This is a genomic window from Cupriavidus taiwanensis (genome assembly GCF_900249755.1).
GTDB classification, from domain to species: domain Bacteria; phylum Pseudomonadota; class Gammaproteobacteria; order Burkholderiales; family Burkholderiaceae; genus Cupriavidus; species Cupriavidus taiwanensis_D.
Genome location: NZ_LT976853.1, coordinates 1344033 through 1366532 on the forward strand (window position 1 = coordinate 1344033; position 22500 = coordinate 1366532).

At 65.7% G+C, this 22500-nt stretch carries 19 protein-coding genes; 18 read left to right on the forward strand and 1 reads right to left on the reverse strand.

Features of this window, described 5'->3' with window-relative positions:
• The first annotated feature begins 35 nt into the window (after positions 1 to 35).
• From nuoL to cyoD, 14 genes are all read left to right on the forward strand, one after another.
• On the forward strand, positions 36 to 2123 hold the full coding sequence (gene nuoL, locus CBM2594_RS06175) for an NADH-quinone oxidoreductase subunit L (RefSeq protein WP_116356057.1): 2088 nt from the start codon (positions 36 to 38) through the stop codon (positions 2121 to 2123).
• Between the two features lie 27 nt (positions 2124 to 2150).
• Positions 2151 to 3617: an NADH-quinone oxidoreductase subunit M gene (locus CBM2594_RS06180; RefSeq protein WP_116356058.1), complete on the forward strand. Its 1467-nt coding sequence runs from the start codon at positions 2151 to 2153 to the stop codon at positions 3615 to 3617.
• An 18-nt stretch (positions 3618 to 3635) separates the two neighbouring features.
• The gene (gene nuoN, locus CBM2594_RS06185) at positions 3636 to 5111 is read left to right on the forward strand and encodes an NADH-quinone oxidoreductase subunit NuoN (protein ID WP_116356059.1); all 1476 of its coding nucleotides are present in this window, start codon (positions 3636 to 3638) and stop codon (positions 5109 to 5111) included.
• 13 nt (positions 5112 to 5124) lie between these two features.
• Positions 5125 to 5433, forward strand: a complete 309-nt coding sequence (locus CBM2594_RS06190) for a DUF2818 family protein (protein ID WP_116356060.1) — start codon at positions 5125 to 5127, stop codon at positions 5431 to 5433.
• A gap of 44 nt (positions 5434 to 5477) precedes the next feature.
• The gene (locus CBM2594_RS06195; RefSeq protein WP_116356061.1) at positions 5478 to 6122 is read left to right on the forward strand and encodes an NUDIX domain-containing protein; all 645 of its coding nucleotides are present in this window, start codon (positions 5478 to 5480) and stop codon (positions 6120 to 6122) included.
• A gap of 117 nt (positions 6123 to 6239) precedes the next feature.
• Positions 6240 to 6686 carry a DUF1178 family protein gene (locus tag CBM2594_RS06200; protein WP_116356062.1) on the forward strand — a complete coding sequence of 149 codons (447 nt, stop codon included), beginning with the start codon at positions 6240 to 6242 and terminating at the stop codon, positions 6684 to 6686.
• A 93-nt stretch (positions 6687 to 6779) separates the two neighbouring features.
• Positions 6780 to 7982 (forward strand): acyl-CoA dehydrogenase family protein, encoded by a 1203-nt coding sequence (locus CBM2594_RS06205; RefSeq protein WP_116356063.1) that lies wholly within the window; start codon positions 6780 to 6782, stop codon positions 7980 to 7982.
• A 13-nt stretch (positions 7983 to 7995) separates the two neighbouring features.
• Positions 7996 to 9114 carry an acyl-CoA dehydrogenase family protein gene (locus CBM2594_RS06210; RefSeq protein ID WP_116356064.1) on the forward strand — a complete coding sequence of 373 codons (1119 nt, stop codon included), beginning with the start codon at positions 7996 to 7998 and terminating at the stop codon, positions 9112 to 9114.
• 157 nt (positions 9115 to 9271) lie between these two features.
• On the forward strand, positions 9272 to 9715 hold the full coding sequence (locus CBM2594_RS06215; RefSeq protein ID WP_116356065.1) for a MaoC family dehydratase: 444 nt from the start codon (positions 9272 to 9274) through the stop codon (positions 9713 to 9715).
• Between the two features lie 33 nt (positions 9716 to 9748).
• Positions 9749 to 10225: a MaoC family dehydratase gene (locus CBM2594_RS06220; protein WP_116356066.1), complete on the forward strand. Its 477-nt coding sequence runs from the start codon at positions 9749 to 9751 to the stop codon at positions 10223 to 10225.
• A 599-nt stretch (positions 10226 to 10824) separates the two neighbouring features.
• Positions 10825 to 11787: a ubiquinol oxidase subunit II gene (cyoA, locus tag CBM2594_RS06225; protein ID WP_116356067.1), complete on the forward strand. Its 963-nt coding sequence runs from the start codon at positions 10825 to 10827 to the stop codon at positions 11785 to 11787.
• Positions 11788 to 11801: 14 nt separating this feature from the next.
• Positions 11802 to 13775 (forward strand): cytochrome o ubiquinol oxidase subunit I, encoded by a 1974-nt coding sequence (gene cyoB, locus CBM2594_RS06230; protein WP_116357713.1) that lies wholly within the window; start codon positions 11802 to 11804, stop codon positions 13773 to 13775.
• A gap of 5 nt (positions 13776 to 13780) precedes the next feature.
• Positions 13781 to 14425: a cytochrome o ubiquinol oxidase subunit III gene (gene cyoC / locus CBM2594_RS06235; RefSeq protein WP_115708793.1), complete on the forward strand. Its 645-nt coding sequence runs from the start codon at positions 13781 to 13783 to the stop codon at positions 14423 to 14425.
• The gene (cyoD, locus tag CBM2594_RS06240; protein ID WP_116356068.1) at positions 14425 to 14793 is read left to right on the forward strand and encodes a cytochrome o ubiquinol oxidase subunit IV; all 369 of its coding nucleotides are present in this window, start codon (positions 14425 to 14427) and stop codon (positions 14791 to 14793) included. Before cyoC ends, cyoD begins: the two co-directional genes overlap by 1 nt.
• Before the next feature lie 143 nt (positions 14794 to 14936).
• Here cyoD and CBM2594_RS06245 read toward each other — a convergent pair whose 3' ends face one another.
• Entirely contained in the window at positions 14937 to 16988 is a 2052-nt protein-coding gene (locus CBM2594_RS06245; protein ID WP_116356069.1) for a gamma-glutamyltransferase family protein, read from the reverse strand.
• A gap of 456 nt (positions 16989 to 17444) precedes the next feature.
• Between CBM2594_RS06245 and urtA the strand changes: the two genes are divergently transcribed.
• The 4 genes from urtA to urtD all read left to right on the forward strand — a co-directional run bounded on the left by urtA (position 17445) and on the right by urtD (position 22500).
• Positions 17445 to 18701, forward strand: coding sequence for an urea ABC transporter substrate-binding protein (gene urtA, locus CBM2594_RS06250; RefSeq protein WP_116356070.1), 1257 nt, complete (start codon positions 17445 to 17447; stop codon positions 18699 to 18701).
• Positions 18702 to 18824: 123 nt separating this feature from the next.
• Positions 18825 to 20450 (forward strand): urea ABC transporter permease subunit UrtB, encoded by a 1626-nt coding sequence (gene urtB, locus CBM2594_RS06255; protein WP_373457567.1) that lies wholly within the window; start codon positions 18825 to 18827, stop codon positions 20448 to 20450.
• A complete protein-coding gene (gene urtC / locus CBM2594_RS06260) occupies positions 20450 to 21655 on the forward strand; it encodes an urea ABC transporter permease subunit UrtC (protein ID WP_116356072.1) in 1206 nt (401 codons plus the stop codon). The genes urtB and urtC overlap by 1 nt, the downstream gene beginning before the upstream one ends.
• A complete protein-coding gene (urtD, locus tag CBM2594_RS06265; protein WP_116356073.1) occupies positions 21652 to 22500 on the forward strand; it encodes an urea ABC transporter ATP-binding protein UrtD in 849 nt (282 codons plus the stop codon). Before urtC ends, urtD begins: the two co-directional genes overlap by 4 nt.

The following is a 22500-nucleotide window of genomic DNA, read 5'->3' on the forward strand; positions in this document are numbered from 1 at the left end:
CCAAGACTCACCGACCGCACACCACTAAGCGTCCTATGGCAACCACGCTCAACCCCAACCTGCTGCTTGCGATTCCGCTGGCGCCGCTAGTCGGCTCCGCGATCGCCGGCCTGTTCGGTACCAAGTTCTTTGACCTGTTTTCCTCGGAGTCGCGCGGCGGCCGGATCGTGGCCCACACCTCGACGATTCTGGGCGTGGCCATTGCCTGCGTGCTGTCGGTGATGGTGCTGCTCGATGTGATGAACGGCGCCGGCTACAACGGCACCGTCTACGAGTGGATGGCCATCGGCAGCCTGAAGATGGAGGTCGGCTTCCTGGTCGACTCGCTGACCGCGATGATGATGGTGGTGGTGACCTTCGTCTCGCTGATGGTGCACATCTACACCGTCGGCTACATGGACGGGGACCCCGGCTACAACCGTTTCTTCGCCTACATCTCGCTGTTCACCTTCTCGATGCTGATGCTGGTGATGAGCAACAACTTCCTGCAGCTGTTCTTCGGCTGGGAAGCGGTGGGCCTGGTGTCGTACCTGCTGATCGGCTTCTGGTACACCCGCCCGACGGCGATCTTCGCCAACCTGAAGGCATTCCTGGTCAACCGCGTCGGCGACTTCGGCTTTATCCTGGGCATCGGCCTGCTGCTGGCCTACGCCGGCAGCATGAACTACACCGAGGTGTTCGCCGCGCGCGACCAGCTCGCCACCGTGATCTTCCCGGGCACCGACTGGATGATGATCACCGTGGCCTGCATCTGCCTGTTCATCGGCGCGATGGGCAAGTCGGCGCAGTTCCCGCTGCACGTCTGGCTGCCTGACTCGATGGAAGGCCCGACCCCGATCTCCGCGCTGATCCACGCCGCCACCATGGTGACGGCCGGCATCTTCATGGTCGCGCGCATGTCGCCGCTGTTCGAGCTGTCGGACACCGCGCTGTCGTTCGTGCTGGTGATCGGCGCCATTACCGCGCTGTTCATGGGCTTCCTGGGCATCATCCAGAACGACATCAAGCGCGTGGTGGCTTACTCGACGCTGTCGCAGCTGGGCTACATGACCGTGGCGCTGGGCGCCTCGGCCTACTCGGTGGCGGTGTTCCACCTGATGACGCACGCGTTCTTCAAGGCGCTGCTGTTCCTGGGCGCGGGCTCGGTCATCATCGGCATGCACCACGACCAGGACATCCGCAACATGGGCGGCCTGCGCAAGTACATGCCGATCACCTGGATCACGTCGCTGGTGGGTTCGCTGGCGCTGATCGGCACGCCGTTCTTCGCCGGCTTCTACTCCAAGGACTCGATCATCGAGGCCGTGGCCGAGTCGCACATCGCCGGTTCGGGCTTTGCCTACTTCGCCGTGCTGGCGGGGGTGTTCGTCACCGCGTTCTACTCGTTCCGCATGTACTTCCTGGTCTTCCACGGCAAGGAGCGCTGGGGCCAGAACCATGCCCACCAGCACCATGAGGGCGACCACGAGGACGAGGAAGTCTCGCACGACCATCATCACGGCCTGGCCGCCGGCGACAAGCCGCACGAGTCGCCGTGGGTGGTGACGCTGCCGCTGGTGCTGCTGGCGATCCCGTCGGTGGTGATCGGCGCGATCGCGATCGAGCCGATGCTGTTCGGCAACTTCTTCAAGATGGGCATCGCCTTCAAGGACGTGATCTTCGTCGGCGAGAACCACCACGCCATGGCCGAGCTGAAGGAAGCGTTCCACGGCTGGGTGCCGATGGCGATCCACTCGCTGACCACGCCGGTGCTGTGGCTGGCGATCGCCGGGGTGGTGCTGTCGTGGTTCTTCTACATGAAGCGCCCGGACATTCCGGAAGCGATCAAGAACCGCTTCTCGGGCCTGTACACGCTGCTCGACAACAAGTACTACATGGACGCCATCAACCAGGCCGTGTTCGCCCGCGGCGCACGCCTGCTCGGTACCGGGCTGTGGAAGGGCGGCGACCAGAGCCTGATCGACGGCCTGTTCGTCAACGGCGCGGCGCGCGTGGTGGCATCGTTTGCTTCGGCCAGCCGCTACCTGCAGTCGGGCTATATCTACCACTACGCGTTCGCGATGATCGTCGGCATGCTGGTGCTGCTGACGCTGACGATCACGGGCGTGATCGGCACCAAGTGATAGGCACCAAGTAAGGAAAACAAAGAAATGGTTCTGTCTTTCTCAATCTGGCTGCCTGTCTTTTTCGGCCTGCTGATCCTGGCCTTCGGCTCGGACCGCAGCCCTGGCTTCGTGCGGTGGATGTCGCTGTTCGGCTCGATCGCCAGCTTCGTCGTGACGCTGCCGCTGGTATTGCACTTCGACCGCGCCACCGCGGCCATGCAGTTCGTCGAGAAGGCGAGCTGGATCGAGCGCTTCAACATCCACTACCTGCTGGGTGTCGACGGCCTGTCGATGTGGTTCGTGGTGCTGACCGCCTTCATCACGGTGATCGTGGTGATCTCGGCCTGGGAAGTGATCACCGAGCGCGTGGCCGAGTACATGGCATCGTTCCTGATCCTGTCGGGCCTGATGGTCGGCGTGTTCTGCGCGCTCGACGGCATGCTGTTCTACGTGTTCTTCGAAGCCACGCTGATCCCGATGTACATCATCATCGGCGTCTGGGGCGGCCCGAACCGTGTCTACGCGGCGTTCAAGTTCTTCCTGTACACGCTGCTGGGCTCGCTGCTGACCCTGATCGCGCTGCTGTACCTGTACAACAAGACCGGCACGTTCGAGATCCTGCAATGGCACCAGGCCAAGCTGTCGATGAACGAGCAGATCGCGATCTTCATCGCCTTCTTCGTCGCCTTCGCGGTCAAGGTGCCGATGTGGCCGGTGCATACCTGGCTGCCCGACGCCCACGTCGAAGCCCCCACCGGCGGCTCGGTGGTGCTGGCCGCGATCATGCTGAAGCTGGGCGCCTACGGCTTCCTGCGCTTCTCGCTGCCGATCGCGCCTGACGCCAGCCACTACCTGGCCCCGTTCATCATCACCATCTCGCTGATCGCGGTGATCTACATCGGCCTGGTCGCGCTGGTGCAGGCCGACATGAAGAAGCTGGTGGCGTATTCGTCGATCGCCCACATGGGCTTCGTCACGCTGGGCTTCTTTATCTTCAGCGACATCGGCGTCGAAGGCGGCATCGTGCAGATGATCTCGCACGGCTTTATCTCCGGCGCGATGTTCCTGTGCATCGGCGTGCTGTACGACCGCGTGCACTCGCGCCAGATCGCCGACTACGGCGGCGTGGTCAACACCATGCCGAAGTTCGCGGCGCTGTCGGTGTTCTTCGCCATGGCCAACTGCGGCCTGCCGGCCACTTCCGGCTTCGTCGGCGAGTTCATGGTGATCCTGGGCGCGGTCAAGTTCAACTTCTGGATCGGCCTGCTGGCCGCCACCGCGCTGATCCTGGGCGCCGCCTACTCGCTGTGGATGGTCAAGCGCGTCATCTTCGGAGACGTCGTGCACCAGCACGTGCGCGAGCTGGCCGACCTGAACAAGCGTGAGTTCGTCATGCTCGGCCTGCTGGCCATCATGACGCTGTACATGGGCCTGCACCCGAAGCCCTTTACCGACGTGATGCACCCGTCCGTGGTCAACCTGCTGCAGCACGCGGCGCAGTCCAAGCTGTAATCGGGGAGAGATATCAACATGCAACCGTCCTCGACACTCGCCCCCGTGGCGCCGATCATCTTCCTGGCGATCGCCATCGCCGCGGTCAACTGGATCGACCTTGCGCGCGGCAAGGGCAAGCAAAGCGTGGCCTATCCGCTGTCGCTGCTGACCACGCTGGTGCTGACGGTGTGGTTCGGCCTGAACGCCGCCGCCGGCGAGACGCACTACGCGTTCTCCAACCTGGTGGTGATCGACCCGATGGCCAACGTGCTGTCGGCATTCTGTGCCGCCGGCCTGTTCATCACGCTGGTCTACACCCGCCGCTACCTGGCCGAGCGCGACATGTTCGCCGGCGAGTTCTACATGCTGGCGCTGTTCACGCTGGGCGGCCAGATCGTGATGATCACCGGCAACAACTTCCTGACCCTGTACCTGGGCCTGGAACTGCTGTCGCTGTCGTCGTACGCGCTGGTGGCGCTGCGCCGCGAGTCGCGCGTGACCTCCGAATCGGCGATGAAGTACTTCGTGCTGGGCGCGCTGGCTTCGGGCTTCCTGCTGTACGGCATCTCGATGATGTACGGCGCCACCGGTTCGCTGAACCTGGGCGAGGTGTTCCGCGCGGTCGAGTCCGGCCGCATCAACACCACCATGCTGGCCTTCGGCGTGGTCTTCATCGTCGCCGGCCTGTCGTTCAAGCTGGGCGCCGCGCCGTTCCACATGTGGATCCCGGACATCTACCAGGGCTCGCCGACCGCCGTGACGCTGCTGATCGCCGGCGGCCCCAAGGTGGCGGCGTTCGCGCTGTTCATCCGCGTGCTGGTCGAAGGCCTGCTGCCGCTGGCCAGCGACTGGCAGATGATGCTGGTGGTGCTGTCGATCATCTCGCTGGCGATCGGCAACCTGACCGCCATCGTGCAGAGCAACCTGAAGCGGATGCTGGCGTACTCGACCATCTCGCACATGGGCTTCGTGCTGCTGGGCCTGCTCTCGGGCGTGGTCGCCAACAAGGCGGACGGCGCCGCCGATGCCTACAGCTCGGCGATGTTCTACTCGGTGACCTACCTGCTGACCACGCTGGGCACCTTCGGCATCATCCTGCTGCGCACCAGCAAGGGCTTCGAGGCCGAGACCCTGGAAGACCTGAAGGGCATGTCGCGCCGCAACCCGTGGTTCGCCTTCCTGATGCTGGTGATGATGTTCTCGCTGGCCGGCATTCCGCCGACCGTGGGCTTCTACGCCAAGCTGGCGGTGCTGGATGCGGTGGTCAAGGCCGGCATGACCTGGCTGGCGGTGGTGGCGGTGCTGTTCTCGCTGATCGGCGCGTTCTACTACCTGCGCATCGTCAAGCTGATGTACTTCGATGCCCCCGTTGGCGAAGAACAGCTGGAAGCCACCTTTGGCCTGCGTTCGATGCTGAGCGTGAACGGCGCCGCGGTGATCCTGCTGGGCCTGTTCCCGGCCGCGCTGATGAACCTGTGCTACCAGGCCATCCGCTCGAGCCTGGGTTCCTGACCGTTCACGCCACATGAGCGCCTCCGCAAGCGGCTGGTTTGTCATCCTGCTGGCACTGGTCTGTGCGAACCTGCCGTTCGTGAACCAGCGCCTGTTCGTGGTGATCCCGCTGCGGCAGGCGCGCAAGCCGCTGTGGCTGCGCCTGCTGGAACTGGTGGTCTGGTTCGCGGTGGCGGGCGCCGCCGGCTTCGCCGCCGAAGCCAACCTGGGCGGCACCTTCAGCCAGGGCTGGCAGTTCTACGCCATCACGGCCTGCATGATGCTGGTGTTTGCCTTCCCCGGCTTCACCTGGCAATACCTCGTCAAACACCGCACGGCCTGAAGCCGGTCTTGTCGGCGCCGGGCCCTGCCTGATCCGGAGCGTCCATGACCGACAAGATTCAACGCGGCACCCCAACTACCGCCGAACCCACCGGCAACGACGACGCACTGAAGGAAGTGTGCGTCGCCTCGGCGACGGTCCATCGCGGCAAGTTCCTTACCCTCAAGCAAGACATCGTCAGGCTCCCTGACGGCAAGCAGACCGGGCGCGAGTACGTGGTCCATCCCGGCGCGGTGATGATGATCCCGCTGTTCGACGACGGCACCGTGCTGATGGAGCGCCAGTTCCGCTATCCGGTGGGCGAGGTGATGATGGAATTCCCCGCCGGCAAGCTCGACCCCGAAGAGGGCGCGCAGCGCTGCGGCGAACGCGAGCTGCTGGAGGAAACCGGCTACCGGGCCGCACGCTGGGACTACCTGACCCGCATCCATCCCGTGATTTCATATTCGACCGAGTTTATCGATATCCTGCTGGCGCGCGACCTGACGCATGGCGAGGCGCAGCTCGACGACGGCGAATTCCTGGAGACGTTCATCGCGCCGGCGGGGCAGGTGATCGACTGGGTGCGCAGCGGCCGCATCACCGATGTGAAGACCATCATCGGGGCATTCTGGCTGGAAAAAGTGCTGTCCGGAGCCTGGCAGCCGGGCGAACAACCGATGCCTGCGTATGGCGCAGCACAACGATGAGCGGTGCGGCGACGACGCCGCAGCGCAGTTCCGAACGGTCGTTCGAAAAAATTTAGCACGACCGTTCACAAAATTTGGATTCGCGGATAATATAGCTTTTGACGGGCTGGAAAGATCATGAAGGTGCTCGACCTGCGCTGCGCGCATGACCATCGTTTCGAGGGCTGGTTTGCCTCGGAGGAAGAGGCGCAGTCGCAAATCTCGCGTGACCTCGTCCAATGCCCGGTCTGTGGCGACCACGCCGTGACCCGGCTGCCCAGCGCGCCGCGCCTGAACCTGTCCGGCGCGACCGCGCCCGAGGGCAAGGCCAGGGCGGCGCAGCCGGCAGCCGTACCGGTGACACTGCAAGCGCTCTATCTAAAGGCAGTGAAGCAGGTGCTGGCACAGACCGAGGATGTTGGCGACCGCTTTGCCGAGGAGGCAAGGCGCATGCACTATGACGAGGCGCCGGAACGCGGCATCCGCGGTTCGGCCTCGCCGGAGGAAGTGCAGGCGCTGGCCGACGAGGGCATCGAGACTTTCCCGCTCGTGGTGCCGGATGCGCTGAAGCAGACGGCTCACTGAATTGCGTCCTGTGCCCGTTGCTGTCGGCGCATGACGCGCAGGCAGAACAAACCGCCGGCGGCCCGCGCCATGCCGGCACCACTGGAGACGGGCATGGATCTCAACTACTCGGCGTCCGACGACGCCTTCCGCAAGGAAGTGCGTAGCTGGCTCGAAGCCAACTTGCCGGCGGACATCCGCAGCAAGATTCTCAACCACCGCCGTCCGAACCGCGACGACCTGGTGCGCTGGCACAAGCTGCTCGCCGGCAAGGGCTGGTCGGCCCCGCACTGGCCGGTGCAGTACGGCGGCACCGGCTGGAACGCCACCCAGCGCCATATCTGGGACGAAGAGAATGCCCGCGTCGGCGCGCCCGGCGTGCTGCCGTTCGGCGTGGCGATGGTCGCGCCGGTGATCATGAAGTACGGCAACGAGCAGCAGAAGTCGTACTACCTGCCGCGCATCCTGGACTGCACCGACTGGTGGTGCCAGGGCTATTCGGAACCGGGCTCGGGCTCGGACCTGGCCTCGCTGAAGACCCGCGCCGAGCTGACTACCGACGGCAAGCACTACATCGTCAACGGCCAGAAGACCTGGACCACGCTCGGCCAGCACGCCGACATGATCTTCTGCCTGGTGCGCACCGATCCCGAAGCCAAGAAGCAAGAGGGCATCTCGTTCCTGCTGATCGACATGAAGACCCCGGGCATCACCGTGCGCCCGATCATCATGCTCGACGAAGAGCATGAGGTGAACGAAGTATTCTTCGACAACGTCAAGGTGCCGGTCGAGAACCGCGTCGGCGAAGAGAACAAGGGCTGGACCTACGCCAAGTACCTGCTCGGCCACGAGCGTACCGGCATTGCCCGCGTCGGCAATTCCAAGCGCGAGCTGGGCTTCCTCAAGCGCGTCGCGCGCCAGCAGCAGAAGAACGGCAAGCCGCTGCTAGAAGATCCGGTGTTCGGCGCCAAGGTGGCCGCGCTGGAGATCGAGCTGATGGCGCTGGAGATCACCGTGCTGCGCGTGGTGTCGAGCGAAGCGGCGGGCAAGGGCCCCGGCCCCGAGGCCTCGATGCTGAAGATCAAGGGCACCGAGATCCAGCAGCTGCTGACCGAGCTGATGGTCGAGGCGGTCGGCCCGTACGCGCAGCCGTTCGACACCGCCTACCTGGAGTGCGAGACCGAGCACGCCGTGACCGGCTACGACGACGCCGCGCCGCTGGCCGCGTACTACTTCAACTATCGCAAGACCTCCATCTACGGCGGGTCCAACGAAATTCAGAAGAACATCATCAGCCAGATGATTCTGGGGCTGTGAGGAGACACGCATCATGAACTTCAATCTCAGCGACGAACAGAAGCAGCTGGCCGACGCCGTCCGCCGTTTCATCGACAAGGACTACGGCTTCGAAGAGCGCAAGAAGCGCTACGAGAGCGCCGCCGGCTACGGCGAATCCGCATGGAGCGCGCTGGCCGAGCTCGGCCTGACCGCGCTGCCGGTGCCGGAAGCGCAGGGCGGTTTCGCCGGCAAGGCCCTGGACATGATGGTGGTCCAGCAGGAACTGGGCCGCGGCCTGATCGTCGAGCCGTACCTGGCCACGGTGGTGGGCGCCTATGCGCTGGGCCTGGCCGGCGGCCAGGACGCGCTGCTGGAGCAGGTGGCCGGCGGCGAGCTGAAGCTGGCGGTGGCGTTCAACGAGCCGCAGGCGCGCTATGAACTGAACCAAGTGCGCGTCAGCGCCCGCGATGGCAAGCTCAACGGCCGCAAGACCGTGGTGGTGCACGGCGCGCAGGCCGACCAGCTGGTCGTTTCGGCGCGCAGCAGTGGCGGCGAGGCCGAGCAGGATGGCATCTCGCTGTTCCTGGTCGACGCAAAGGGCGCGGGCGTCAGCATCAAGGACTACCGCACCATCGACAACCTGCGCGCGGCCGATATCACCTTCCAGGATGCGCCCGCGCAGCTGCTGGGTGAAGCGGGCAAGGCCTTCGCGCTGGTCGAGCAGGTCGCCGACTACGCCGCCGTGCTGCTGTGCGCCGAGGCCGTGGGCGTGATGGACACGCTCAACGCCGCGACGCTGGAATACGCCAAGACGCGCCAGCAGTTCGGCGTGCCGATCGCGCGCTTCCAGGCGCTGCAGCACCGCATGGTCGAGATGTTCATCCACGCCGAGCAGTCGCGCTCGATCACGCTGCTGGCCGCGGCGCGCTTCGAGGAAGCCACGCCGGAAGAGCGCCGCCGCTACGTCTCCGCCGCCAAGGCGCGCGTCGGGCAGGCCGCGCGCACGGTGGGGCAGGAGGCGGTGCAGATCCACGGCGGCATGGGCGTGACCAACGAACTGCCGGCCGCGCACATGTTCAAGCGGCTGACCATGATCAACACCACGTTTGGCGACGTGGATCACCACCTGGGCCGGTTTGCCGCCCAGCCGGGGTTCCAGGAAGCTGCCTGATCCCGCTAGTCCAGTCAAAACCGCGCTGTAGTCCAGGCGCGGTTTTTTTTCTTTGTGCGCTGTTAGGGGCGGGTTCGGCAAATACGGACGCGCGCGCCGGCCCGCCATGCGATCATCGTGCGGACAAGTCAACCGCATTCACAACGGAGACGCCCCCATGCTGTATTTCGAGGATTTTGAAGTCGGCAGCCGCCGAGAACTGGGCTCCTACCTCGTCACCGAGGAAGAGATCCTGGCGTTCGCGCGCCAGTACGATCCGCAGCCGTTCCATATCGACAAGGAAGCCGCTGCCAACAGCATCTACGGCGGGCTGATCTCGAGCGGCTGGATGACGTGCTCGATCATGATGCGCCTGCTGGTGCTGAGCACCACCGGCAAGTCGGCCAGCATGGGCTCGCCAGGCGTCGACGAGATCCGCTGGCTCAATCCGGTCTATGCCGGCGACACGCTGACGGTCGTGCTCAACGTGCTCGACACCCGTGCGTCGCAGTCCAAGCCGGACCGCGGCATCGTGCATACCCAGTGGGAAGCGACCAACCAGCGCGGCGAGCTGGTCTGCACCGTCAAGGGCATGGGCATGTACGGCCGCCGGCCGGCGTAACCACACTTAACCGTCAACGAGGAGACGATCGACATGCGTACCATCGCAACGCTGGAAGAACTGGAAGGGCTGCAGGGCCAGGAAGTCGCGGTCAGCGACTGGATCGAGGTGACCCAGCAGCAGGTCAACCAGTTCGCCGACGCCACCGGCGACCACCAGTGGATCCACATCGACGTGGAGCGCGCGAAAAAGGAATCGCCCTATGGCGGCCCGATCGCGCATGGCTTCCTGACGCTGTCGCTGCTGCCCAAGTTCATGCACAACGCGCTGAGCATGCCGTCGAAGATCGGCGTCAACTACGGGCTGAACCGGGTGCGCTTCACGGCACCGGTGCCGGTGGGCAGCAAGCTGCGCGCGCGCATCAAGCTGCTGAAGGTCGAACGCCTGGATCCGCTGCCGAAATCGCCCGAGCTGGTCGGTGCGCAGTCGACATGGGAAGTCACGGTGGAGCGCGAGGGCAGCGAGCGCCCGGTGTGCATCGCCGAGTCCATTACCCGCCGCTACGGCTAGTCCGCGGCGCCGCTTGCGGCACTGCGACAATATGCCACAGCGCTGTGTCGCACCCCGGAGAGCCGCGCAAAGCGCGGCTTTCTGCATATTTACCTGCGTTTTTGTGATGTTGACGTGGATCAAGCGCAGCGCAGTGCATCAAGCCGGCGATTGTCCGTTTAAATGAACAGTGTGTTCCGAAGCGTTGGGTTTACCCCTAATGTTGCGTTGCGGTACAGTCGCGCCCACGATGTTTTACGTGTTGCGCTCCCCGACCGAAAACCGCGCCTGCCCTGACGGCAGGTCTGTCGGGAGGCGCAAAAGCCTCGTATTCCAACGCTACCCGGCCGCTGTACTGAGCCGGGACCGTTCGCGGTTTCGGCCAGGTGCCGCAGCGCCGGCAAGGTCCCACAGGGCCTGCAGCGCGCGCAGTCAGTCCTTCCGTGTTCATGGCGTTGCCAGGCCGCATGGTCCCCGGGCGCAGGATCCGCCCCCAGACCGCAACGCCAGCTAAGGACACGTCCTTCCGGTTTTCCCTCAGCCCCACGCCTCTTGCGCAAGCATCAGGCGGTTTAGCCGCGCTTTTGCCCGAAGCGCGGTGTAACCAAACCAGTCGTGACATGAAGAAACCCATACTGCCGCGGTGGACGCGGTTCCTGCCCTGCCTTGGCCTGCTCCTGCTCGCCGGCTGCAACATGACGCTGCTCGACCCGAAAGGGCAGGTCGGCGTCGACATCAAAGGCATCATCCTGATCGCCACCTGGCTGATGCTGCTGGTGGTGGTGCCGGTGATCGTGCTGACGCTGGTGTTCGCCTGGAAGTATCGCGCCAGCAATACCTCGGCACGCTATGAACCCGACTGGTCGCACTCGACCGCGATCGAAGTGGTGGTGTGGCTGATCCCGTGCCTGATCATCATCGCGCTGGGCATCATCACCTGGAAGTCCTCGCACGACCTGGACCCGTACAAGCCGCTCGAATCCAGCAAGAAGCCGGTCACGGTCGAGGTGGTGGCGCTGAACTGGAAGTGGCTGTTCATCTATCCGGAACTGAAGATCGCCACCGTCAACCAGATCGCCTTCCCGGTCGACACCCCGGTGAACTTCAAGATCACCTCGGATTCGATCATGAATTCGTTCTTCATCCCGCAACTGGGCAGCCAGGTGTACGCCATGGCCGGGATGGAGACCAAGCTCCACCTGATCGCCAATGAAGCCGGCTCTTACGACGGCGTGTCCGCCAACTACAGCGGCGGCGGCTTTTCGGGCATGAAGTTCAAGGCGGTCGCCATGTCGAACTACGAGTTCGACCAGTGGGTCGCCAAGGTTCGCGCCTCGTCCACCGAACTGGGCGTTGAAGGCTACAAGACGCTGGCACAACCCAGCGAGAAGGAGCCGGTCACGTACTACGGCAAGGTGGAAGACCAGCTGTTCCGCCACATCCTGCACAAGTACATGGGCCACAGCGGCGCCGCACTGGCTGCCGACGGGTTCAAGGGCGGCCCGATCTGCACGTCGCGCAACACCCTCGGTGAAGAGCAGCTGTCCTTGACCACGCCGGCCGCGCTGCCGGCGGGCGCGTAATCCTGGGAGCAATGATGTTTGGCAAGTTGAGTTTGTCGGCGATTCCGTTTCATGAGCCGATCATCATGGTCGTGCTGGCCGGTGTCGCCATAGGCGGGGCCGCGCTGCTGGGCGCGATCACCTATTTCAAGAAGTGGGGCTACCTGTGGAACGAGTGGTTCACCTCGGTCGACCACAAGAAGATCGGCGTGATGTACTGCCTGGTGGCGCTGATCATGCTGCTGCGCGGCTTTGCCGACGCGGTCATGATGCGCACCCAGCTGGCGCTGGCCACCAACGGCGCGACCGGCGTGCTGCCGCCCGAGCACTACGACCAGATCTTCACCGCCCACGGCGTGATCATGATCTTCTTCGTGGCCATGCCGCTGATGACCGGCCTGATGAATCTGGTCGTGCCGCTGCAGATCGGCGCGCGCGACGTGGCCTTCCCGTTCCTGAACACGCTGTCGTTCTGGCTGTTCGTGGCGGGCGCCATGCTGGTCAACATCTCGCTGGGCGTCGGTGAATTCGCCAAGACCGGCTGGCTGGCCTACCCGCCGCTGTCGGGACTGGACTACAGCCCGGGCGTAGGGGTGGACTATTACCTCTGGAGCTTGCAGATCTCAGGCCTGGGCACCTTGCTGACCGGCGTGAACTTCCTGGTGACGATCCTGCGCATGCGCGCGCCTGGCATGACGCTGATGCGCATGCCGGTGTTCACCTGGACCGCGCTGTGCACCAACGTGCTGATCGTCGCCGCCTTCCCGGTGCTGACCGTGACGCTGGCGCTGCTGGGCCTGGACCGCTATCTCGGCATGCACTTCTTCACGAACGACGGTGGCGGCAACGCCATGATGTACGTGAACCTGATCTGGATCTGGGGCCACCCCGAGGTGTACATCCTGATCCTGCCGGCGTTCGGCATCTTCTCTGAAGTCATCGCCACGTTCTCGGGCAAGAAGCTGTTCGGCTACAAGGGCATGGTGTACGCGACCGCCGCGATCATGGTGCTGTCGTTCATCGTGTGGCTGCACCACTTCTTCACGATGGGCTCGGGCGCCAACGTCAACGCGTTCTTCGGCATCACCACCATGATCATCTCCATCCCGACCGGGGTGAAGATCTTCAACTGGCTGTTCACCATGTACCGCGGCCGCGTGCAGATGACCTCGCCGGTGCTGTGGACGCTGGGTTTCATGATCACCTTCGTGATCGGCGGCATGACCGGTGTGCTGATGGCCGTGCCGGCGGCCGACTTCGTGCTGCACAACAGCCTGTTCCTGATCGCCCACTTCCACAACGTGATCATCGGCGGCGTGCTGTTCGGCTACCTGGCCGGCATCACCTACTGGTGGCCGAAGGCGTTCGGCTTCAAGCTGAACGAGCGCCTGGGCAAGTGCGCCTTCTGGTGCTGGCTGGTGGGCTTCTACTTCGCCTTCATGCCGCTGTACGTGCTGGGCCTGATGGGCATGACCCGCCGCCTGAACCACACCGACAACCCGGCCTGGACGCCGTGGCTGTACCTGGCCGTGGTCGGCGTGGTGTTCGTCGCGCTGGGCATCTTCTTCCAGGTGCTGCAGATCGTGGTGTCGATCCGCGACCGCAAGAAACTGGCCGACGTGACCGGCGACCCGTGGGGCGGCCGCACGCTGGAATGGGCCACCTCGTCGCCGCCGCCGTTCTACAACTTCGCGCACACCCCGGTGGTGCGTGACCTGGACGCGTTCGCCGACATGAAGGCCCGCGGCGAGACCCTGCCGACCGAAGGCTACGAGAAGATCCACATGCCCAAGAACACGGGCGCGGGCTTCATCATCGGCGCCTTCAGCCTGGTGTTCGGCTTCGCCCTGACCTGGCATATCTGGTGGCTGGCCATCGTTGGCCTGGTGGGCATGATCTGGGCGTTCATCCACCGCAGCAACGACGACCATATCGACTACTACGTGCCGGCCACCGAGGTCGAGCAGATCGAAACGCGCCATCTGCAGCGCATTGCTTCGCAAGCCTGAGAACCATGTCGACCCAAGTCCTAGACCGCATCCCCGCGCAGGCCGGCGCACCGGCCAAAGCCGACGCGCACGGCCATGACCATGCGCACCACGATACCAGTGCCAATACGGTGTATGGCTTCTGGATCTACCTGATGAGCGACTGCATCATCTTCGCCGGACTGTTCGCGGCCTTCGCCGTGCTGCGCGGCGAACTGGCAGGCGGCCCGTCGGCGAAGGAGCTGTTCGAGCTCAACTACGTGCTGGTGGAGACCTTCATCCTGCTGTTCTCCTCGATCACGTACGGCATGGCGATGATCTCGCTGCAGAACCGCAGCCTCAAGCACGTGCAGACCTGGCTCGGCATCACCTTCCTGCTGGGCCTGGCGTTCATGGCGATGGAAATCAACGAGTTCCACCACCTGATCGCCGAAGGCGCGGGCCCGGGCCGCAGCGCGTTCCTGTCGTCGTTCTTCACGCTGGTCGGCACCCACGGCCTGCACGTCGCCAGCGGCATGCTGTGGATGATCGTGCTGATGTGGCAGCTGGGCAAGAAGGGCATCACGCCGACGCTGAGCAAGCGCCTGATGTGCCTGTCGCTGTTCTGGCACTTCCTGGACGTGGTCTGGATCGGCGTGTTTACCGTGGTCTACCTGATGGGACATCTGTGATGGCACAACACAACGCACCGGCGGCGCACGGCGCCCACGACTCGCACGCGCACGACAGCCACGCTGGCGGCCACGCCAGCTTCAAGGGCTACGCGATCGGCTTTATCCTGGCCGTGATCCTGACGGTGATCCCGTTCAAGATCGTGATGGACGGCACCATGGACAAGGGCACCATCCTCTGGATCATCCTGGGCACGGCCGTGGTCCAGATGATCGTGCACCTGAAGTACTTCCTGCACCTGGACTCGTCGTCCGAACAGCGCAGCAACGTGATTGCGCTGCTGTTCACGGCGCTGATCCTGGTGATCGTGGTGGCGGGTTCGCTGTGGATCATGCACAACCTGAACGCCAACATGATGGTGATGTAAGGACTGGCGTCCTGGCATCGAGAAACGGGGCCCTGCGGGGCCCCGTTTTTATTTGTTGGCGAGATCGCGTCCTTGCCGGCGGTTTGCTCCCCTCTCCCGCTTGCGGGAGAGGGGAGAACACATCGCGGTTCGGGCGTTTGCCGCTACGGCTTGAACGTATCCCCCAGCACCACCCCCTCGCGCCGCGGATCCGCGCCGCCCACCAGCACCGCCGAGCCGCCGATGGTGGTGCGGATGATCGCGGAGAGCCCGCTCGACTGCGCCGCCGTATTGACGGTGTGGCCCAGGTTGCGCAGGCCCCTGACCAGCGGGTCGTTGTCGCCCGGCAGGCCGCCGGCCGGCGTGCTGGTGTCGACGTTGGGATGCTCGCCGCCGACGATCATGGCCGAGCCGGCGCCGTTGGAGCCGCCGAAATCGATCATCGAGACCGCCTGCTGCGCATCCAGGCCCCAGTCCAGCGAAGCGACCAGGGTCTTGGCCACGAACTGGATGATGGTGGCGCCGCCCGGCGAGCCGGTGGTCATGTAGAAGTCCCCGCGCGAGCCATCGGTATTGCGCCTGAACACCAGCGTCGGCGCCATCGAGCTGCGCGGGCGCTTGCCCGGCTGCAGCCGGTTGGCCACCAGCACGCCGCCCGGCGCCGGATCGGCATTGAAGTCGGTCAGCTCGTTGTTGAGCAGGAAGCCGTTGGTCATGTGGTACGAGCCCAGGCCGGCCTCGATCGTGGTCGTCATCGCCACCACGTTGCCGTACTTGTCATGCAGCGACAGGTGCGTGGTGCCGCGTTCTTCCACCATCGACGGCGCAAGCGGCACGTCGCCGAGGTTGCCCGCCGCGACCGGCGTCACCATCGAGCCGGTGGTGCTGATCAGGCTGGCGCGCTGGCTCAGGTAGGGCTTGTTCAGCATGGTGTCCCAGGTGCCGCCGGGCAAGGGGACGAAGTCGGTGTCGGCCACGTACTTGTTGCGGTCGGCATAGGCCAGGTGGCCGGCCTCGCCCATCAGGTGGGCGCCCAGCACGCTCGGCCGCCCGCCGTTCTGGTCGACCAGCGTCGGCTTCTGCGCCGCCATGTCGAAGTTCTCGACGATGCCCAGGATCTGCGCCACCGCGATGCCGCCCGACGACGGCGGCGGCATGCCGCACACCTCGTACTGCCGGTAGCTGGTGCACACCGGCGTGCGCTTCCTGGCCTGGTAGCCGGCCAGGTCATCGAGCGTGGTCACGCCCGGCGTGGTGTTGCCGTCGTAGGTGGTCTGGATCTTGGCGACGATGGCCTGGGCGATCGGGCCGTTCTTGTAGAAGGCGTCGGCGCCGCCGGCGGCGACCGCGGTGAACACCGTTGCCAGCGCCGGGTTGCGCAGCAGGGTGTTGACCGCGCGCGGGGTGCCGTCGGGATTCAGGAAGTAGGCGGCCATCTCCGGATCGCGCTTGATATTGGCCACGGTGGCGCTGCTCGAGATCGCCGCGGCCATGCGCGGCGGGATCGCGAAGCCGTCGGTGGCGAGCTTGATCGCCGGCGCGAACAGTTCCTTCCACGCGGTCTTGCCGTAGTCGCGGTGGGCCATCTCCAGCACGCGCAGCGTGCCGGGGGTGCCGATCGAGCGGCCGCTGCGCACGGCGTTGGGCAGCGGCTCGGTCGGGTCGGTCGCGGACTTCCAGCGCAGGTAGTTCCCGTCGGCGGCGGCCGGCGCGGTCTCGCGGCCGTCGTAGGCGGTGACCTGCCGGGTTGCCGCGTCGTAGTGCAGGATGAAGGCGCCGCCGCCGATGCCGGACGATTGCGGCTCGACCAGGTTCAGCACCATCTGCGCCGCCACGGCGGCGTCGATGGCGGTGCCGCCGGCCTTCAGCACGTCGCACGCGGCCTTGGTCGAGACCGGGTTGTTGGTCACCGCCATATAGGTCTTGCTGTAGACCGTGACCTTGGGCGCATAGCCGGTTGCCTGCTCCGGCGCGTTGGGGTCGCCCGGCAGCACCACGGCCTGGCCGCCGGTGCTGCCGTCCAGCTCGCAGCCCGCGGTCGGCGTGACCGGCGGTGGCGGGGGCGGCGGCGGGGGATCGTCGCCGCCGCCGCACGCGCCCAGGGTCAGCGCCAGTGCCGCCAGCGCCAGCTTGCCGCGGCGCTGGCGCCAGGGCGGGGTGGCGCGCCGCGGCTGCGGCTCGGCGGAGGATGCGTGGGGATCGGCAGCGTGCGGCATGATTTTTCCTTCCTTTGGTGTGGGTCCGGGGGAAATGCCATGGCCGGGTCGCGCGGGCGGGACACGGCCAGCTTTCACCGTAGTGCCGCGCCGCGCCGGTCCTAATCATCGAATGTACGGATTTACATGCATTCGAATCCGGGTTCCAGCGCTTGCTTGATCAGGCCCGGCTCCCGAGCCGGAACGCCGGCGCTTGCCAACGGCGCCAAGGTGGCGCAAGCCGAGGTCCGGCGCTGGGCACCATGCACCGGCATCGCACGTGATGGCTGACGCGCACTGTCACAGTGCGCGGTTTCGTTGCACGACGATGGTGCGCGCGCGGCCGCCAAGCATCGCCGGGCCGCACGCGCCGCCTGTGGCCGCGCCGCGTGCGGCTGATCGCCGTGGCACGCTAGTTGCAGATGCATCACCCCGGGGAGCGTAGTCCCTGACCAACACCATAAACGGGAGCTGCAAATGCAACGACGTGACATGCTGAAGCTGTCGGCGATAGCCGCCGCGGCGATGATCGGTACCAGCCCGCTGGCGCTGGCGCAGTCCAAGGAGCCGATCAAGGTCGGCATCCTGCATTCGCTGTCCGGCACCATGGCGATCTCGGAAACGTCGCTGAAGGACGTGGCCCTGATGACCATCGACGAGATCAACAAGAGTGGCGGCGTGCTCGGGCGCAAGCTGGAGCCGGTGGTGGTGGACCCGGCGTCGAACTGGCCGCTGTTCGCCGAGAAGGCGCGCCAGCTGGTCAGCAAGGACAAGGTGGCGGTGACCTTCGGCTGCTGGACCTCGGTGTCGCGCAAGTCGGTGCTGCCGGTCTATGAAGAACTCAACTCGCTGCTGTTCTACCCGGTGCAGTATGAAGGCGAGGAGATGTCGAAGAACGTCTTCTACACCGGCGCCGCGCCCAACCAGCAGGCCATCCCCGCGGTGGAATACCTGATGAGCAAGGAGGGCGGCGGCGCCAGGCGCTTCTTCCTGCTCGGCACCGACTACGTCTACCCGCGCACCACCAACAAGATCCTGCGCGCCTTCCTGAAGAGCAAGGGCGTCGCCGACAAGGATATCGAAGAGGTCTACACCCCGTTCGGCCACAGCGACTACCAGACCATCGTCGCCAATATCAAGAAGTTCTCGCAGGGCGGCAAGACCGCGGTGGTGTCCACCATCAACGGCGATTCCAACGTGCCGTTCTACAAGGAACTGGGCAACGCCGGGCTCAAGGCCAAGGACGTGCCGGTGGTGGCGTTCTCGGTCGGCGAAGAAGAGCTGCGCGGCATCGACACCAGGCCGCTGGTGGGGCACCTGGCTGCGTGGAACTACTTCATGTCGGTCAAGAACCCCGAGAACGACGCCTTCCGCAAGCAGTGGGCGGCCTGGGTCAAGGCCAACAACCTGCCCGGCGGCGACAAGCGCGTGACCAACGACCCGATGGAAGCCACCTACGTCGGCATCCACATGTGGGCCCAGGCCGTGAAGAAGGCCGGCAGCCCCGATACCAACAAGGTGCGCGCCGCCATGTACGGCCAGACCTTCAAGGCCCCGGACGGCTTCACGCTGACCATGGGCGAGAACCACCACCTGTACAAGCCGGTGATGATCGGCGAAGTGAAGGGCGACGGCCAGTTCTCGGTGGTGTGGAAGACGCCGAAGGCGGTGCGCGCGCAGCCGTGGAGCCCGTTCATCGCGGGCAATGAAGGGAAGCCGGACAAGGCGATGTAAGGCTCGTTCGCCTGCCACTACGCGGCTCCCTCTCCCGCTTGCGGGAGAGGGGAGTGGTCCCCTGGTTTGCCAACACCATCGCACTTGCCAGCCCTTATGCGCTATCCCATAACCCTTCCCGCCATGCCCTGGCTGCGCGCCCTGCTGGCAGCGCTGCTGCTGGCCGCGGCGCCCTGGGCCGCGGCGCTGACGCAGGCCGACCTGAAGCCGCTGGCCGAAGACGACTTCGACGCCAAGACCGCGGCGCTGTCAGCCCTGGCCAAGGCCGCGCCCGCCGAAGCGGCGCCGATCCTGAAGGCGCTGCAGGACGATGCCCTGCAATACGCACCGTCGGTCGGCATGGTGCGCCAGCACGGCGACAAGGTGGTCGATGCGATCACCGACAAGCCCGTCACGGTCAAGCCCGACGAACTCGAGTCGCTGACCCTGAACAACAGCCTGCGCGCGCTGGTCGACAGCGCCGCCAGCAGCCTGCTGCTGCAGTCGCCCGACATCGCCGTGCGCGCGCAGGCGGTGGCCACGCTGCGCGACCAGCCCGAGAGCGCGTCGCTGGCGGCGGTGGAAGCCGCGCGCAAGACCGAGGCCGATGCCGGCCTGCGCGCCAGCCTGGACGTGATCTGGGCCAACCTGGTGCTGGCCGAAGCGCCCGCTTCCGACGCGCTCGCCGCGCGCGAGGCGCGGCTCGAAGCCATCCGCATCCTGGCCAAGGACAGCAACCCGCACAGCCGCCAGAAGCTGGCGCCGCTGGTGGAGCGCGACAGCGCCGGCCGCTACCGCGAGCCCGATGGCGGCGTGCGCCTGGCCGCGCAGCAGGCGCTGGAAACGCTGCAGGGCGACCAGCGCCGCGCCGAGGTGTTCGGCAACCTGTTCGCCGGGCTGAGCCTGGGCAGCGTGCTGCTGCTGGCCGCGCTGGGGCTGGCCATCACCTATGGCCTGATCGGCGTGATCAACATGGCGCACGGCGAATTCCTGATGATCGGCGCCTATGCCACCTACGTGGTGCAGTCGCTGTTCCGCGCTTACGCGCCGGACGCGTTCGACTGGTACCTGCCCGCGGCGCTGCCGGCCTCGTTCCTGGCGGCCGCGTCGGTGGGCTTCGTGCTGGAGCGGCTGGTGCTGCGCCACCTGTACGGCCGCCCGCTGGAGACGCTGCTGGCCACCTTCGGCGTGAGCCTGCTGCTGATGCAGGCGGTGCGCACGCTGTTCGGCGCGCAGAACGTGGAGGTGGCCAACCCCGCGTGGATGAGCGGCGGCATCGAATGGATGCCGGGCCTGGTGATTCCCTACAACCGCATCGTGATCGTGCTGTTCGCGCTGGCGGTGGTGGCGGTGGCGTGGGCGGTGCTGAACCGCACGCGGCTCGGGCTGTTCGTGCGCGCCACCACGCAGAACCGCACCATGGCGGCGTGCGTGGGCGTGCGCACCTGGCAGGTCGACAGCTACGCCTTTGCCTTCGGCGCCGGCATCGCCGGGCTCGGCGGCTGCGCGCTGTCGCAGATCGGCAATGTCGGTCCGGACCTGGGCCAGGCCTACATCATCGACTCGTTCATGGTGGTGGTGCTGGGCGGGGTGGGGCAGCTGGCCGGCACCATCGTCGGCGCGTTCGGGCTGGGCGTCCTCAACAAGTTCATCGAGCCCTTCTATGGCGCGGTGCTGGCCAAGATCCTGGTCCTGGTGCTGATCGTGCTGTTTATCCAGAAGCGGCCACAGGGACTGTTCGCGCTCAAGGGGCGCAGCGCGGAGGCATGATGCAGCGATTCCAATCGATTTCTTCCACGCCGTTCCGGCTGGCGGTGCCCGAGCGCCAGTCGCTGTTCTCTGCGCGCGGCTGGATGGTGCTGGTGGCGCTGACGGTGATCGTCGGCATCGGCGTGCCGGTGTGCGCGCTGGTATTGCCCGAGGGCCATCCGCTGCACCTGTCGGCGTATGCGCTGACGCTGGTCGGCAAGATCATGTGCTTTGCGCTGGCGGCGATCGCGCTCGACCTGGTGTGGGGCTACTGCGGCATCCTCAGCCTCGGCCATGGACTGTTCTTCGCGCTGGGCGGCTATGCCATGGGCATGTACCTGATGCGTTCGATCGGTCGCGAGGGCGTGTACCAGAGCGAGCTGCCGGACTTCATGGTGTTCCTCGACTGGAAGGAACTGCCGTGGTTCTGGCACGGCACTGACCACCTTGGCTATGCGCTGTTGCTGGTGGTGCTGGTGCCGGGCGTGCTGGCGTGGCTGTTCGGCTTCTTTGCCTTCCGCTCGCGCATCAAGGGCGTGTACCTGTCGATCATCACGCAGGCGATGACGTATGCGGCGATGCTGCTGTTCTTCCGCAACGAGACCGGCTTCGGCGGCAACAACGGCTTCACCGACTTCAAGCGCATCGCCGGCTTTGCCATCGCCGCGCCGCAGACGCGCACGGCGCTGTTCGTGCTGACCTTCCTGGCGCTGCTGGCCGGCTTCATCGCCTGCCGCTACATCGTCACCTCCAAGCTCGGCCGCGTGGTCACGGCGGTGCGCGACGCCGAGATGCGCGTGATGTTCTCCGGCTACAACCCGCTCGGCTACAAGCTGTTCGTGTGGACCTTCTCGGCGGTGCTGTGCGGCATCGCCGGCGCGCTCTACGTGCCGCAGGTGGGCATCATCAACCCGGGCGAGATGTCGCCCGCCAATTCGATCGAGATGGCGGTGTGGGTCGCCGTGGGCGGGCGCGGCACGCTGGTCGGGCCGGTGATCGGCGCGTTCCTGGTCAATGGCGCCAAGACCCTGTTCACCGCGCACTTCGCCGAATACTGGCTGTTCCTGCTGGGCGCGATGTTCGTGCTGGTGACGCTGTACCTGCCCGACGGCGTGACCGGCCTGTGGCAGCGCTGGCGCGAGCGCCGCGCGCAAGCCCCCGCATCTGTGACGACCGAAGCGGTGTCCGCGCCGGCGGTCACCGCCCGCACCGGAGGTGAAGCATGAATGCCGCGCTGGAACACGGCCAGGCCGAAAGCGGCGATGCCACCGGCCTGGGCCGCGTGCTCGAGCCGGGCACCATCGATGTGTCGCACGGGCCGATCCTCTACCTGGAAGACGTCACCGTGCAGTTCGACGGCTTCCGCGCGCTCAACCAGCTGAACCTGTCGATCGACCACGGCGAGCTGCGCTGCGTGATCGGCCCCAACGGCGCCGGCAAGACCACCATGATGGATGTCATCACCGGCAAGACCGGGCCGCGCAACGCCAGTGTCAGCGGGCGCGTGTTCCTGGGCCAGACCATCGACCTGATGCGGATGACCGAGCCGCGCATCGCGCAGGTGGGCATCGGCCGCAAGTTCCAGAAGCCGACCGTGTTCGAGCAGCACGCGGTGTGGGAGAACCTGGAGCTGGCGATGAAGGCCGACAAGCGCTGGTGGTCGTCGCTGCGCGCGCGGCTGACCGCCGATGGCCATCGCCGCATCGAGGAAACGCTGGCGCTCACGGGCCTGGAGGCGGAAGCCTACCGGCCCGCCGGCCTGCTGTCGCACGGGCAGAAGCAGCGGCTGGAGATCGGCATGCTGCTGATGCAGCAGCCGCAGCTGTTGCTGCTCGACGAACCGGTGGCCGGCATGACCGATGAAGAGACCATGCAGCTCGCCAGCCTGCTCAACGGGCTGCGCGGCAGCTGCTCGATGATGGTGGTCGAGCACGACATGGAGTTCGTCGCCGCGCTGGCGGGAGAGACCGGCAAGGTCACGGTGCTGGCCGAGGGCAGCGTGCTGGCCGAAGGCACGCTCGACAGCGTCAAGCGCGACGAACGCGTGATCGAATCCTACCTGGGAAGATAA